Source organism: Parvibaculum sp. (genome assembly GCF_019635935.1).
GTDB lineage: Bacteria > Pseudomonadota > Alphaproteobacteria > Parvibaculales > Parvibaculaceae > Parvibaculum.
In genome coordinates, this window is record NZ_JAHBYN010000001.1 from 2474885 (window position 1) to 2488986 (window position 14102).

The 14102-nt window shown below is 66.6% G+C and carries 11 protein-coding genes; 5 read left to right on the forward strand and 6 right to left on the reverse strand.

Annotated features, from left to right (window positions below; genetic code table 11):
- The first annotated feature begins 308 nt into the window (after positions 1-308).
- A complete protein-coding gene (locus tag KF719_RS12245) occupies positions 309-614 on the forward strand; it encodes a hypothetical protein (RefSeq protein WP_293508988.1) in 306 nt (101 codons plus the stop codon).
- Positions 615-623: 9 nt separating this feature from the next.
- Here the strand turns inward: KF719_RS12245 and KF719_RS12250 are convergent, their stop codons facing one another.
- Positions 624-4814, reverse strand: a complete 4191-nt coding sequence (locus tag KF719_RS12250) for a translocation/assembly module TamB (protein ID WP_293508989.1) — start codon at positions 4812-4814, stop codon at positions 624-626.
- A complete protein-coding gene (locus KF719_RS12255) occupies positions 4814-6778 on the reverse strand; it encodes an autotransporter assembly complex family protein (RefSeq protein ID WP_293508990.1) in 1965 nt (654 codons plus the stop codon). The genes KF719_RS12250 and KF719_RS12255 overlap by 1 nt, the downstream gene beginning before the upstream one ends.
- 177 nt (positions 6779-6955) lie before the next feature.
- On the opposite strand from KF719_RS12255, the gene KF719_RS12260 reads away from it, so the two are divergent.
- Entirely contained in the window at positions 6956-7165 is a 210-nt protein-coding gene (locus KF719_RS12260) for a hypothetical protein (RefSeq protein WP_293508991.1), read from the forward strand.
- A 67-nt stretch (positions 7166-7232) separates the two neighbouring features.
- Positions 7233-7919: a TetR/AcrR family transcriptional regulator gene (locus KF719_RS12265; protein WP_293508992.1), complete on the forward strand. Its 687-nt coding sequence runs from the start codon at positions 7233-7235 to the stop codon at positions 7917-7919.
- A 12-nt stretch (positions 7920-7931) separates the two neighbouring features.
- Here KF719_RS12265 and KF719_RS12270 read toward each other — a convergent pair whose 3' ends face one another.
- The 4 genes from KF719_RS12270 to KF719_RS12285 all read right to left on the reverse strand — a co-directional run bounded on the left by KF719_RS12270 (position 7932) and on the right by KF719_RS12285 (position 11376).
- Positions 7932-8828 carry an alpha/beta hydrolase gene (locus KF719_RS12270; protein ID WP_293508993.1) on the reverse strand — a complete coding sequence of 299 codons (897 nt, stop codon included), beginning with the start codon at positions 8826-8828 and terminating at the stop codon, positions 7932-7934.
- Between the two features lie 229 nt (positions 8829-9057).
- On the reverse strand, positions 9058-9582 hold the full coding sequence (locus KF719_RS12275; RefSeq protein ID WP_293508994.1) for a hypothetical protein: 525 nt from the start codon (positions 9580-9582) through the stop codon (positions 9058-9060).
- Complete coding sequence (locus KF719_RS12280) at positions 9579-10481, reverse strand: metal-dependent hydrolase (protein WP_293508995.1); 903 nt, start codon at positions 10479-10481, stop codon at positions 9579-9581. Before KF719_RS12280 ends, KF719_RS12275 begins: the two co-directional genes overlap by 4 nt.
- Before the next feature lie 43 nt (positions 10482-10524).
- Entirely contained in the window at positions 10525-11376 is an 852-nt protein-coding gene (locus KF719_RS12285; protein WP_293508996.1) for an SDR family NAD(P)-dependent oxidoreductase, read from the reverse strand.
- A 178-nt stretch (positions 11377-11554) separates the two neighbouring features.
- Between KF719_RS12285 and KF719_RS12290 the strand changes: the two genes are divergently transcribed.
- Together KF719_RS12290 and KF719_RS12295 are read left to right on the forward strand one after the other, a co-directional pair.
- Positions 11555-12772, forward strand: coding sequence for an acyl-CoA dehydrogenase family protein (locus tag KF719_RS12290; protein WP_293508997.1), 1218 nt, complete (start codon positions 11555-11557; stop codon positions 12770-12772).
- A 10-nt stretch (positions 12773-12782) separates the two neighbouring features.
- Positions 12783-14090, forward strand: coding sequence for an ATP-binding protein (locus tag KF719_RS12295; protein ID WP_293508998.1), 1308 nt, complete (start codon positions 12783-12785; stop codon positions 14088-14090).
- Positions 14091-14102: the final 12 nt, after the last annotated feature.

A 14102-nucleotide genomic window follows, 5' to 3' on the forward strand; every position in this document is an offset into this window, starting at 1 on the left:
CGGCCCCGCCGGGTGCGGCAGATCGTCCGGCCTGCATTGCTGCATCTGCGCGGAAAAATCTTGTGCGGGCGCGAAGAAATGCGCTCCGCCCGAACATCCGTGAACGGAGGAGAACGGCGGCGGCGCGGCGGGCGCCGGGCCGGAAAACCCGTTAACCCTCAGCCATTTCAGGCTCGAAACCGGCTGTGTCGGAGCGCCGGGCTTTCCTGTATAGTCTCGGGCGGACGGTTCGCTGCGGGTTTGTGGCGTTGCAGAAAGTGTGGTGTCGGATGATCGGAAACAAATGGGCCTGTGCCGGGGCCGGGTGGATGGCGGCCTTGTTGATCGTATTCGCGCCGCTTGCCGTGCAGGCCGACGACGAAGCGCCGCCGTCCGGCGGTTCCATCCTTTATGAAACCTCCGACCCGATCGATTCGCCGCCGGTCAATTTCCGTTCCGACTATGACGACGCATACAACACGCAGGAAATGCACGACGCGGAAATGTATGCCGAGGAATATGAGCGCCGGCAGCGCGAAGAGAAAATCCGCAACCGCGAGCAGATCGACAAGATCAACAACTTCACCAGCGGCGCCACGACCAGCAAGGGCATCACCGGCGGCCCCGGTTACTGAACGGCCGCCTCAGTAGTCCCATTTCCAGTTGATGCCCACATCGCCCGTTGCGTCCTGACCGACTTTCGTGTCGACGCTGATATTGTCGGTGAGGTCGATCTCGATCTTCACCGATGAATCGCTGGCCAGCGCGCCCTGCTCGACGCCGACGTAAAATCCCTCCCGCAAATATTTCCCCGCCGCCACCGTCGTGCCTCCCGAGGCGCCCTGGTCAACGCGCAACACATCGAGCCCGAGCGAGCGTTGCATCTGACCGAGCAGGCCGAAGCCGCCAATGCCGCCGGCGCCGGAAAGCTCGGCCGCCGTGTTGGCAAGCTGCGCCGCCTCGAGCGCGCTCAGCTCGCCGACACGCTTCTCGAACAATATGCGCGAGATGATTTCGTCTTGCGGCATCGGCGGTTGCGACCGCAACGTCACCGCCGGCGACGAGCCGCGCCCGCCCACAGCGACGGTCGCCTTGAAGTCGCCCCGCGTATAGTCGAGCGCGATGTCGATGTCCGGGTCGGGCGGCGTCTCGCCCCGGAAAGTCACCAGCCCGCGCGACAGCGTGAACGTTTTTCCGGCGAATTCCAGCGTGCCGCGCAGGCTGCGCAGCGTCCCCGTCACGCGCGGGTTCTCGGCCGGACCCGTCACCTTCAGCTCGCCCGTCCACAGCGCATCGACGCCGCGCCCGGTCACTTGCGCGGGCGGATTGACGATGGCGAAGGCGAGGTCGAGTTCGGCCGGAAATGGCGCGGCATCCTCGACCGGCCGCGCGGCCGCCGCGCCGTCCGGTTCGTTCACCTCGATGACCGCAATATGCGGGACGCTGCCGGGCAGCCGCTCGGGAATGACGAACAACGCATCGGTTGCGGTGAGCGCGCCCGAAAGTTTCAGCGGCGCGTCTTCCCTCGGTGGCAGGGCCGCGCCGGCAAGCACGAGATCGCCGGTCGCCGACAGCGTCAGGTCCTGCCGCCGCACGATCTGCATGTCGCTGAGCCGCGCGCGCACCGCCACGGCCTGCGCCGCCGTTGCCGCCAGCGTCAGCGTACCCTCCGATGTCAGCCGCCCGCCGCCGCCATCCCGCGCATCGAGCGTGAACCGCAACACCTCGCTACGCTCGCCCTCGATGCGCATGTCGAGATCGCGAAACAGGGTCCCGGTCGCGAAATTCTCGAATACGCCGTTCGTCAGCCGCGCCGTGCCCGAAAACACCGGCGCCGAAATATCACCGCTCGCGGCAAGTGCAACCGTGGCGTCGCCCGCGAGCCTTTGCCCGGGCAGATCGGCCAGCGCCATCAGCGACGCCATCGGCCCGCGCCAGTTGAGATCGCCCTCCACCGCGCCGCGCGCCGGCAGCACCGGCCAGGCGCCGCCCGGATCGCGCACCAGCGGCAGCGACGCATTGAGCACGAACGGTTCTTCCGACACGCCATGCGCCAGCGCCTTCACCGTCAGGCGCTTCTGCGCCCAGCGCCCGTCCAGCGTCGCGCCGAAAGCGGGCTGCATGTCGAGATCGGCGTCCGACAGCCGCACATCCGTGAAGCGAAGCGCCACCTCGCCTTGTTCGCGCGCGGTGTCGAGCGTCGCCGTGCCGGACATCGATCCCCCGGCCGCGTCGAGCGGCAGCAGCGGCGTCAGCAGCGCCAGCGGAAAGGCATCGGCCTCGAATGAAACGCGCGCGGCGCGCGGGCCTTGCGTCAGCGCCATCGTCAGCGCGCCGGGTCCCGCGGGGCTCGTGAAGGCAAGCGCCAGCCGCTCGATGACGATGCCGCCTTCCGGCAACGCAATCGCCGTCGGCTCGGCAAGCGTCAGGCCGGTCTCGCCGATCGATGCGCTCAGCCGGTCGAGCGCCAGCCTCTCGCCGCGCCACGCCCCGTCAAAGGAAAGCGCCACCGGCTCGCTGCGCAGCGACAGCCTTTCGCCGGTGAGCGACACGGCAAGCGCGACATTGTCGAGCGGTCCGCGCGCGCTTGCGGAAATTTCGTTGAACTGCGTGTTGCCGGCCGCCCCGCCTTCCGCGACGAGCCGCGCATCCAGTGTTGCCGCACCGCCGATGTCGCTGAGCGCCGCTTCGACCGCAACCCCGTCCAGCGTCAGCACCTCGTCGAGTTCGATGGCGACGCGCCGCGCCGAGAGTGTCGCCCGCGCGTCCTGCCGTCCCCGCACATCGCCGAGCGTCAGCGCGATGTCGCCGCGCCCGGCAAGCGCAATCCCGGCGAGCCTGCCCAGCGGTTCCAGTGCGATGCGCCGCCCCGAGATTTGACCGTCGGCGATCCAGTCCGGCGACAGCGCCACAGCGCCGGTCAGCGTCGCGCCGAAAATGCTGGCCTCGATTTTCTCGAAACGCGCGCCGCCCTCGGCCGGCAGCGTCACCGGTGTTGCGATCGTGGCGCGTCCGTCCGCACCGTCGAGCCGGAGCGCCGCCGTCCCCGTTCCGCCCTGCACCAGTGTGGCGTCGAGCACCCCACGCGCGATGTCGATGCCGCCCGCCGCGCCGTCGTTGAGTTCGGCCGTCAATGTCAGGCTTGCCGCGTCGCGCCGCCCGCCCAGTGTCGCCGATGCGGCCAGCGCGCCGCGAAGATCCTCGCCCGCGAGGTCGGCGATCTCGGCAACCGTCAACGACGCCGCCCCGTCGATCTCGCCGCCCGCCGTCATGGAAAACCGGCCGTCGAGTTTGAGCCCGCCCGCCGCCGCATCGAGATCGGCGATCGACAGCGCACCCGCTTCGTTGAAACCAGCACCCGCCGTCGCCGTCACACCCCCGGCGAGAAGCCGGTCGAGGCCCGCATCGCCGGTCTCGATGGGCCCCGTCCGCAGTGCGATCTCGCCGCTGCCCGCGCCGTCGCCGAATTGGAGCGATGTCAGCGTCGCTTCGGCCGTGCCGCGCATCGGCTGCCCGATCGCACGGCCGAACGGCGCAAGGTCGGAAATCGCCGCCTCGACATCGCCGGCGATATGCGTCGCGCCGCTCCCCATGTCGATCCGCGCCGTGCCGGTGAATTTCGCCTCGCCGCCAAGCGCGGTCAGCGCCGCTTCGTCGATGATGGCGGCGTCGCCCGCCTTGCCGATCCGACCGCTTAAACGCCAGCCGGCGGTGCCGAGGGTTTCCGTGCCGGAAATTTCGAGCAACGGTTCGAGCCCGGCCGCCGTCCCCGCCGCCTCGACCGCGTAGTCGGCGGCGCCCCGTGTCGCCGTCGCCGTACCACTGACCTTGATCGTGCCGGCTTCGAGCGCCGCATCCTCGATGCGATAGACGTCGCGTCCGCTCTGCGTCAGCCTTCCGCTGACGCGCGCTTGCTCCGGCGCGCCGAGAAACGACAGCTCGCGCGCCATCGTCGTTCCTTGCGCCGCCAGCCGAAGGTTGAGATTGACCCGCTCGCCGAATGCGCCATGCATGTCGCCGTCGAGCCGCAGCGCGCGCCCCGCGTCGATTTTCAGCGCCCCGGTCATCAGCCCCGCAAGACTCTGCCCCTCCACCTCCGCCGTCACGGCGTCGGCCCCGTCGAGCCCCGCCAGCCGCGCCACGATGCCCCGTTGTCCGGCTGCGCCATCCGTAAGGCTGAGGTTGAACGTGCCGCGCTCCGGCCCGGCGTGGTAGCGCAGCGCCGCCTCGATCCGCCCCTGCACCTCGCCCCGCCGCACCGCCTCGATGGCAATGTCCGTCCGGCCGAATGTGTAGAGCGCATGGCCCGCCGCATCGAAGGCGATCTCCTCGCCGGTCAGCGCTTCGCCCAGCAGCATGTCGCGCAGCGTGAAAGCTTCGAGGTCGAGCGCCAGCGGCAGGACCGGCATCTCCGGCAGCACGAAAATATCGATATCGGCGTCGTCTTCCGCGTCGCCTTCCGGCACCCGCAACAGGCGCAACCCCTCGATGTCGAGCCGCGTCACATGCAGCGTGCCGCGCCACAGCGCCAGCGGCCGCCAGTCAATTTCGGCCGAGGCGAGCGTCGCCCATGTGCCCGCCGCATCGCCGATGGAGAGATCGCTGAGCCGCAGCGTTCCCGGCCACACGCCGTCGATGCCGCCGATCTCGATCTCGGTGTCGCCGGTCCGCGCCGCCGCGAGCGCCGCCTCCAGCACCGCCTCGCGCACCGGCGCGATGTTGATGAGACCGACGACGGCGGCAACGCCGGCAAGCATAAGCCCCGCTGCCAGCAGCAAGGCGGCGAAGACGCGGCGCAGCAGCACGATGCCGATATGTGTTTTTTCCGGCGCCATCAGAAAGCCTGCCCCAGCGATACATAGATCTGGAAAGCGTCGTCGATGCCGCGCCGCCGGTCCAGCGGCACCGCGACGTCGAGGCGCACCGGCCCGATGGGCGTGTAGTAGCGCAAGCCCGCCCCCGCGCCCCACAACAGGCTGCCGTCGAAGCCCGGCAAGGTGTCGTCATAAGCCTTGCCGCCATCGACAAAGGCGACGACGCCGATCGTCTCCGTCGCGCGGAAGCGCGCCTCGACGCCGGCCTCGATGACCGACAACCCGCCGAGCGGGTTGCCTGCCGCGTCGACAGGCCCCGCCATTTGGTAACTATAGCCGCGCACCGAACCGCCGCCGCCCGCATAGAAGCGCGTCGAACCCGGCACATCGGTTGTCGCATCGGCGACGAGGGAGCCGTAGCGTCCGCGCACCGCCAGCGTCAATGCCTCGGCAAGTCCGAAATAGGTGGCGCCGGTGGTCTCGAAGCGCAGGAATGTGGTGGCGCTCCGGTCGGCGCCGCCGAAAAAGGGCGTCGCGGCCGCCGTCGCGCGCACGCCCTTGCGCGGATCCAGCAGGTCGTCCGCGCTGTCGTAGCGCAACACCACGGGCAGACCGAAAAGCTGATAGTCGGTCCGCCCCGTCGTGTCTTCCGTCTCGGTCAGCTCGAACGACACGCCCGCACTTCCCGTCAGCCGTTCGCCCAGCCGCCGTTCCAGCGATGCGGCGGTTCGCAGCCGGTATTCGTCATAGGCATCCGTGGTCGCATTGGCGATTTCGGCGCTGATGAGCAGGCTCTGGTCGTCGCGCAGGAAATGCGGCTTGCGAAACTCCGCCGTCGCCTTCTGCTCGATCTGCGCAATGGCAAGGCCGAGCGTCAGCTTCTCGGCCGCGCCGAAGAGATTGCGGTGTTCCCAGCTGCCGCGAACGCCGGCGCCCTCGCTCGACGCCCAGCTCGCACCGAGGCGCACCGTGCGCGCCGGGCGTTCGGTCAGTTCGATCTCCTGCGGCGCCGTGCCGTCCGCCGCGCGCTCACCCGCCGCCACCGCCACGCTCTCGAAAAGCCCCGTGCCCCGCAGCGCTTCCATCGTCGCATCGACGGCGCTGCGATCGTAGACCGCGCCGGGCTCGATCTTCGACAGCGCGCGCACATAATCCGCCTTCGTCCGCCCGCCTTCATTGCGCACCAGCACCGGTCCGAAAATCATCTTCGGCCCGGCCTCGATGTCGAGTGTCACATCCGCCTGATGCGACGACAGGTCCACGACGACGCGCCGGTTGGCGAGCTTTGCTTCCGGATAGCCGTGATCGGTGAGGTGTCGCACGGCGGCATTCGTCAGGTCGATGATGCGCTGGGCGCGCGCCGCGCGTTCCGGTTGCAGGCCGAGCGCCGCCCCGTCCTGCGGCAGCCCGTCCGCGCCGTCCGGCAGATCGGGATAGACGATCGCAAAGCTGCGGATCATCGCGCGCTGTCCGGTGACGACATGATAGATGACCTCGAAGCCGCCGCCCGCCGCCTCGCGCACCGAAACCTCGACGCGGCCGTTGTAGTAGGCTTCCGAACGCAGCACCTCGACAAGCCGCCGGCTGTCGTCCTGCGCGCGCCGCCTGAGCTGCGCCATCGTTGTCGGCGGCGGCGGCGCATCGGGCAGGTCGACGCCGAGCTGCCTTGCGTCTTCGAGCATCTCCCGCATCTCGTCCGGGATGCGCCGCCCCGTCACCCGCGTCGTGAAGTCGAGCGCCGTCTGCGGCCGGTCCCAGGAGCGCGGGGTTGAAGGCGTCGTCGCGCTCTCCGCCGGCGCCTCGGCCGCGCGCGCATGCTCCGGCGCTGCCGGCACAAGAAGCGCCGCCAGCACCACAAGCGCGGCCGCGCGCCATCGTCCCGGCGCGCCCATCACCCGCATTCTCGCTCCGCCGCGGCGCCGCGCCCGCCCGCTCTCATCGCAAAACTCCACTTCCTGCAAGCCCGCGCCGCCGCCCGCCATCATTCCCATGCGCCCCAAGGCGCCATAATGGCAGAAAATGGCGGCAAGGGGGGCATGGATGCCGGTGGAAGCAGCGCCGGCGTCGCACTGGCGAAGAGGCCCGCGATAGGCGACACTGTTCCCGCGCCCGCCGGCAAAGTGCGGCGGCGCGAGGGGGGATCACATGGGAGACTGTTCGAAATGATCACGCGCGTCCTTCGGCCGCTGCTGACGATCCTGGTGACAGTCGCGGGCCTCGCCTTCATCGCCTCGGTCTTCTCGGTCGATGCCCGCGAGGCGATCGAGGAGGCGCTGCCGGTCTGGGAGCAAACGCGGCCCGCCGAGGATACGGTGCGCGAATGGCTGGGCCTCCCCGAAAGAAGGCGCGGCTGGTGGCCTTTCGGCGATTGAGCAATATGGGGCAGGGCAATGCGCGCCGCCCCTTGCCCTCCATAATGTCCTTCATTACGCTACCGGTATGAGCGAACTTGAATCCCCGGAGAGGACTTCCCGGCGTGGCGACACGCGGGCGCGCCTGATGGCGGCCGCCGAGCGCCTGTTCGGCGCGCGCGGCCTGCATGGCGTCACCTTGAAGGAGATCAACGCGGCGGCCGGCCAGCGCAACGAGTCCGCGCTGCATTATCATTTCGGCTCCAAGAAGCGTCTGGTCGAGGCCATTCTCGACGCCCGTGTCGGCGCCATCGACAAGCGCCGGGTCGAGCGCATCGAGGCGCTGGTCGCGGCCGGCGGGGCAGGCGACCTCCCGGCGATCCTGCGCGCCACCTTCGAGCCCCTGACAAGCCTTCTCGACACCGAAGAGGGTGTGCGCTTTGTGCGTTTCGCCGCACAGGTGCTCAACGATCCCGATTTCGACCTGCCGACCGTCGCGCTCCGCAGCGGCTTTGAGGGCATTTCGCGCGCCAACGCACTCATCGGTTCCGTGCTCGCCGACCTCCCGCCCGAAATCGCGGTGCAGCGCCAGCGCCTGATGGTCGAAATGGCGCTGACCTCGCTCGCCATCTGGACGCGCCGCGGCGACGCAACGACAAACACCGCCGCCCGCACCTTCTTCACCGCCTCCCTCTTCGACGCGATGGCCGCCGCGCTGACCGCGCCCGTCTCGGCCGAAACGCTGGCCGCGCTGAGGGAAGCCTCCAAAGGCTGACGCGGCGCCCGGTCACACGCCGAGAAAATCTTCCGTCAGCTTCAGAAACTCATCCAGCTTGTCGTGCTGCACCCAGTGCCCGGCGCCCTCGACGGCGACGATCTCGGCATTCTTGAAGTGTTTCGCGCGCCCGTCGGCCACCGGGTCGCTCGCCCAGCTTTCGGTGCCGCGGATCAGCAGCGTCGGGCAGGCGATCCGCGCCCAGAGCTTTTGCGAGGTTTCCTCGTCGAAGCCCGCCGGCGAAAAGGCGCGCACATAATTGTCGAACTTCCAGCTGTAGGTGCCGTCCTCGTTCTGGTTGACGCCATGCACCGTCAGGTGCCGCGCCCGCTCGGGCGACAGATGCGGGTTCTCGCCCTGCATCCGCTTGTAGGCTTCCTCGATGCTGTCGTAGCGGCGCGGCTGCCGCGAGGAAAGCTTGCGGACTTCGTCGATCCAGTTGCGGATGCGCTGGTCGCCGGAAATGGCCTTCCGCTCGCTGAGCATTTTCGGCGAGGGTCCGAGCCCCTCGATGACGACGAGCTTCTTGACGTTCTCCGGGTAAAGCCCGGTATAGCGCAGCGCAATCGCGCCCCCCATCGAATGCGCGATGATGGTGAGCGGCGCCAGCCCCTTCTGATGGATCAGCTGCGCGATGTCGTAGACATAGTCGTTCATCTCGTAGCCGCTGCCGACCATCCACTGGCTGTCGCCATGTCCCCTGAGATCGGGCGCAATGATGTGAAAGCGGTCGCGAAGCGCCTGCGCCGTCCAGTCCCAGTTACGGCAATGGTCGCGTCCGCCATGAATCATCAGGAGCGGCGGCGCGTCTTCATTGCCCCAATCGACATAGTGAAGCCTGAGGCGCTGCGAAAAATAGACCCGCGAAGCGGGCCCGATCAGCTGCGAGGTTTCTGAACGATCGCTCATGATGTCCTTCCTTGCCGTACTCAAATCCGGTCGCGCCGTCCGGCGCGCGAAAACAAAAATCCCCGATTCTATCGCCCGCTGCCAAAGCGGGGATAAGTCGTCTCTGTCCCCGGGGATAAGTCGGACTTATACCCGGGGACAAGCCCGTACGTGACAGTTTTTTGACAGATCGATGACAGAAGGCCGAAAAACCCGGGGATAACTTCGTCATTCCTCCGTACAGGGATTATTATTTTTCGGCCTTCAGGTGTCGCCACACGCCGAGCACCGCCAGCGCCAGCATGATATGCACCGCGATCACCGGCGGCCAGCCGAAGAGATAGATCGTGTCATTGGCCAACCCGCCCTTGAACGGCCCGCCGCCAAAGGCCAGTCCGCGTGTGCCGAACAACGCATTGAAGATCGGCGGGATCGTGAAAAGCCACGCCGTCACCAGCGCCGACCAGAAGAACCAGGTGAACTGCTTGCGCGTCAGCCGCATGAACTGTCCGCCGAGACCCAGCGCCATCAGCATCAGCCCTTGCGTGATCCCCTCCATATGCGCCATGCGCCAGGCGCGTCCATCGTCGGGAATCGAAACCGGAATGTCGATCGGCAGCGGCCACAACACAACGCGGCCGAGCAGCGCGAAAAACCATATCCAGCCGATGACGATTGCCAGCACGAACAGGCCAACGCCGTTGAAAAAAAGCAGCGCACGCATCCGCGCCGCCATGCCGCTCGCGCCGGCGGATGCCGATGTTTCTTGACTCATTTTGTTTCTCCGGCAGAAAGGGCCACGGGTTCCGGCGCATCGAGGCGGGCGGTGTCGAGCCGTCCGGCGCCGGCATTGTCGGTTTTGAAAAGCCGCGCCCAGGAAAGCGCCCATGCGGGATCCTTCACCTGGCGTGGATTGTAGAACGGCACCATGATACGCAGCATCTTCGGTGTCAGTTGCGCGAAAATCCGTAGAAGGAGCAATCCCAGCGCGACGCGAGAGCGCCAGTCGCGCCACAACCCGTCTTCCTTCAGCAGCGCCTGATAGCCCCCGCGTGTGCGCCACATGATATGCGCCGTCGCGTAAAGCAACCCGTAGATGCGCCTGAAATAATTTCCGGCCAGATGCTCGAACACATCGTAAGCCACATTCTTGTGTTCGATCTCTTCGACAAAGTGCCACAGGACAAGCGACGCGACGCCGCTCTCGCTGTCGCCGAACAGGAACCGCCGGTCGGCAATCAGCATCTGCCCGATCGCCAGCGCCATCGATTCAAAACCCTCCGCATAGGCCAGATTGAATTCAAGCGATCGCGTTGCGCCGAGCCGCCGGTAATCTTCCGCAAGCTGATCTTCGATAGCGCCGATCGACTTGTAGCCGCGCGCCTTCAATTCGTCGTTGAACTTGCGGTGCTGGCGGAAATGCATCGCCTCCTGCGCGACATATTCGTCAAGCGTCGCCTGCAGCGCCGCATCGCGGATCCTTGGTCGCGCTTCGCGCATCGTCTTGATGAGGTAGGGTTCGAGATAAGGCATCGCCAGCGAAGCCGCATTGACGATCTGCGAGAATTCGGGCCGCCGCCGGTTCCAGTGTCCGCTCATCGCGGCCGGATAGGCAAAGCCCATGCGCCGCACCGTCATGCGCCCCGCGCCGTCACCGGTTGCCGTCTCGCTCAACGATGCCTCCCCCGCTTCGCCGGTCGCCGCGCGTTCGCGGCGATCATGCGCCTTGCTGTTTGCTCTCCGGCTGCCCCGTCAGCACGCTGCTCTCGCGCCGGAACATGATCTTGCCATAGGAAACCGGCATCAGCCGTTGCAGCCAGTCGACCAGTTTGGCGTCGAAGCCGATCAGGATGCGCGGCTTGTTCCGTGCGATCCCGTCGGCGATCGTTTCGCCCGCACGCTCCGGTGTCGTCCGCGCGATCTTGTCGAAGCCCGATGCCGCGTCCTCGCGCACGGTCGCCTGCGTGCTTTGCAGGAAACGCGCATTGCGCACGATGTTGGTCTTGATGCCTCCGGGATGCACGCAGGAAATCTGAATGTCCGTACCCTTCATTTCGTGCCGCAGCGCTTCGGTGAAACCGCGTATGGCGAACTTCGCGGAATTATACGCGGCCTGCGTCGGCACCGCGATCAATCCGAAAATGCTCGACACATTGACGATGTGTCCACCGCCCTTCGCCTGCAACTGCGGCAGGAACGCCTTGGACCCATAAACCATGCCCCAGAAGTCGATATTCATCACCCATTCGAAATCGTCATAGGTGAGTTCGTCGACCCGCGCGATCTGTGCGACGCCGGCATTGTTGACCACGATGTCGGCGCCGCCATGCGACGTCTCGATCTCCTGCGCGAAAGCGTAGACGGCATCGCGGTCGGCGACATCCACCAGATAGGTCGTGACCTTGGCCCCCAGCGCCTCGATCCGCGCGGCGGTTTCCGCAAGCCCCGCCCGGTCGAGATCGGTGATCGCAAGCCGCGCGCCGCGCTTGGCCAGCGCAATCGCCGTGCCCCTTCCGATGCCGCTTGCCGCGCCCGTCACCACTGCCAGTTTGCCGTCAATCTCGGTCATCTGTCCTGCTGCCTCGTTGAAATACTGAAACGTCCGGAATGTCGAAACGGGCTCTAAACTATGACAATTCATGGAAATGTCACGGGCTTCGAGCGTCTTTTCGATGGCCCGTTGGACCTTGCCCGGCCATCCCCTCTATGCTTTGCAAAACGCCTTCAAGAATATGAGGAGGAACGTGATGCAGGTGCAGCCCATTTCAGGTCTCGACGACGGCATCAACGAGATCAGGCTTCGCACGGCCAGGATCGTCACCGGCGACATTATCCCGGCCGAACCTCTCCTCTACAAGGGCGGCGCCGAAGCGGAAGCCGTCCGCACGAAGATCAAAACGAAGGTCAAGGACGAAGGTCTGTGGGCGCCGCACCTTCCGGAAGACTATGGCGGCATGGGCATCGGATTTCTGAAGCACGCCTACATGAACGAGATCATGGCCTGGTCGCCTTTCTCGGCGCGGCTCTTCGGCGTCGTCGCGCCCAATTCCGGTAACCAGAAAATCCTGCTGAAATACGGAACGCCCGAGCAGAAGAAGAAGTGGTTGGAGCCGCTCGTCGCCGGCGACATCGAAAGCTGCTTCTCGATGACCGAGCCCGATCAGCCGGGCTCCGACCCTTACGCCATCCAGACCCGCGCCGTGAGGGACGGCGATCACTGGGTCATCAACGGCCATAAATGGTTCACCTCCAACGGCCGCCGCGCCGACATCGCCATCGTCATGTGCCGCACCGAGGAGAAGGACGGCAAGGGCGGTGTGAAAGACAAGATGACCCAGATCATCGTGCCGATGAAAACGCCCGGCGTGAACATCATCCGTTCGGTGCCGGTCTGGGGGCACACCGGCGGCGATCATTGCGAAATCAAATACGAGAATGTGCGCGTGCCGGTTGAAAACCAGTTGGGCCGCACCGGCACCGGCCATCAGGCGGCGCAGGATCGGCTCGGCGAAGGCCGCGTCTTCCACTGCATGAATTCGATCGGCCAGATGTGGCGCGCCTTCGATCTGATGTGCAAACGCGCCGTCACCCGCGAGGTGCATGGCGGCAAACTCGCGACCAAACAGTTCGTGCAGGGTTTCATCGCCGACAGCTATATGGACATCCAGGCCGCGCGCCTGATGACCATTCACTGCGCGCACCGCATGGAGGAAGGCGCGGCCGCCCGCGTCGACATTTCGGCGATCAAGGTCTTCGTGCCGGCCGCCTTCGAGCGCGTCGTCGATCGCGCGATCCAGGTTCACGGCGCGCTCGGCGTCTCGGGCGACACGCCGCTTGCCGGCATGTATCAGGGCGCGCGCACGCTCCGCCTCGCCGACGGTCCCGACGAGGTTCATCGCATTGTCATCGCGAAAAGTGTACTCAAGTGCTACCACGAGGGCATGAGCTGGGATTTCGGAGCCTGACGGAAAACGAATGGCGGCGGCGGAAGGCGGATCGAGACTGCGGCAGGGCAGGGTGTGGCTGCGCGACTTCTGGTCGCGCTGGACCGGCACGCGCACCTTTGTCGTCACCGCCGCGTTCATTTTCTTGATGCTGTCCGTCACCGGCGCTCTTCATCCGTCCGCCGCCTTCGTCTCATTCCTGCTTCTGGCGGGCATCGCGGTTGCGCGCGCCATCGCGGTTGGCGAAACGGCGCCGATCCGCATTCAGTCGCGCCACGACGAGAGCACGCGCTCTGCTTTCGGCACGGCGCCGACGCTCGCGATCCTGAACCGGTTGCCGGACCCGTTGTTCGTTCTCGACGGGACCGGGCGTGTCATGCTCGGCAATGAGGCCGCCGAGCCGCTGATCGGCAAGTCGGCGGTCGGCAGGCATGTGGCGACGGTCCTGCGCGTCGCGCCGCTCATCGCGGCGATCGAAAGTGTGATGCAGGACGGCACCGCGCGTTCCGTCGAGTACGCGGTACCCGTGCCGGTCGAGCGCTACTTCAATGCCTTTGTCGCGCCGATCGCGGCCGAGGGCGTCGGCGAACCGTCGCTCTATCTCGTGCTGCTGCACGACCTGACGGATGCCAAGCGCGTCGAGACGATGCGGGTCGACTTCGTCGCCTTCGCCAGCCATGAATTGAAAACGCCGCTGGCCTCGCTTTCGGGCTTTGTCGACACACTGCGCGGCCATGCGAAGGACGACCCGGAGGCGCGGGAAAAATTCCTCGGAATCATGGCCGATCAGGCGGGCCGCATGCGTCGTCTGATCGAGGATCTGCTATCGCTGTCGCGCATCGAATTGCGCGAGCATGTCCGCCCCTCCGACACGATCGATCTGCTCGGCGTCGTCAGCGACGTGACCGACGGGCTGACGCCGGTGGCGCAACAATACGGTGTCGAAATCGCCGTCACCGCGCCGGCGAACCTGCCGCGCATCCGCGGCGACCGCGAGGAGCTGGCGCAGGTCGTGCAGAACCTCGCCGACAACGCGCTGCGCTACGGCCGCTCGGGCAAGCGCGTCGAAATTGCTCTGGCCCCGGACGAAAAAGCGGGCCGCCCGATGGTGCGGCTCTCGGTGCGCGATTTCGGCCCCGGAATCGCAAAGGAACACCTGCCGCGCCTCACCGAACGCTTCTATCGGGTCGATGCCGCAGCCTCCCGCGCCAAGGGTGGAACGGGATTGGGACTGGCCATTGTGAAGCACATCGTCAACCGCCATCAGGGCACTTTGCAGATCGAGAGCGAGATCGGCCAAGGCTCTGTTTTTACAGTGCTTTTCCCGGTCGCCGGGTGATTGTGACAGGGC

Excerpts from the sequence above, each read along its gene's own strand:
- KF719_RS12245 (WP_293508988.1), top strand. The coding sequence starts at position 309 with ATGGCGGCCTTGTTGATCGTATTCGCGCCGCTTGCCGTGCAGGCCGAC.
- KF719_RS12250 (WP_293508989.1), bottom strand. The coding sequence starts at position 4,814 with ATGGCGCCGGAAAAAACACATATCGGCATCGTGCTGCTGCGCCGCGTC.
- KF719_RS12255 (WP_293508990.1), bottom strand. The coding sequence starts at position 6,778 with ATGATGGCGGGCGGCGGCGCGGGCTTGCAGGAAGTGGAGTTTTGCGAT.
- KF719_RS12260 (WP_293508991.1), top strand. The coding sequence starts at position 6,956 with ATGATCACGCGCGTCCTTCGGCCGCTGCTGACGATCCTGGTGACAGTC.
- KF719_RS12265 (WP_293508992.1), top strand. The coding sequence starts at position 7,233 with ATGAGCGAACTTGAATCCCCGGAGAGGACTTCCCGGCGTGGCGACACG.
- KF719_RS12270 (WP_293508993.1), bottom strand. The coding sequence starts at position 8,828 with ATGAGCGATCGTTCAGAAACCTCGCAGCTGATCGGGCCCGCTTCGCGG.
- KF719_RS12275 (WP_293508994.1), bottom strand. The coding sequence starts at position 9,582 with ATGAGTCAAGAAACATCGGCATCCGCCGGCGCGAGCGGCATGGCGGCG.
- KF719_RS12285 (WP_293508996.1), bottom strand. The coding sequence starts at position 11,376 with ATGACCGAGATTGACGGCAAACTGGCAGTGGTGACGGGCGCGGCAAGC.
- KF719_RS12290 (WP_293508997.1), top strand. The coding sequence starts at position 11,555 with ATGCAGGTGCAGCCCATTTCAGGTCTCGACGACGGCATCAACGAGATC.
- KF719_RS12295 (WP_293508998.1), top strand. The coding sequence starts at position 12,783 with ATGGCGGCGGCGGAAGGCGGATCGAGACTGCGGCAGGGCAGGGTGTGG.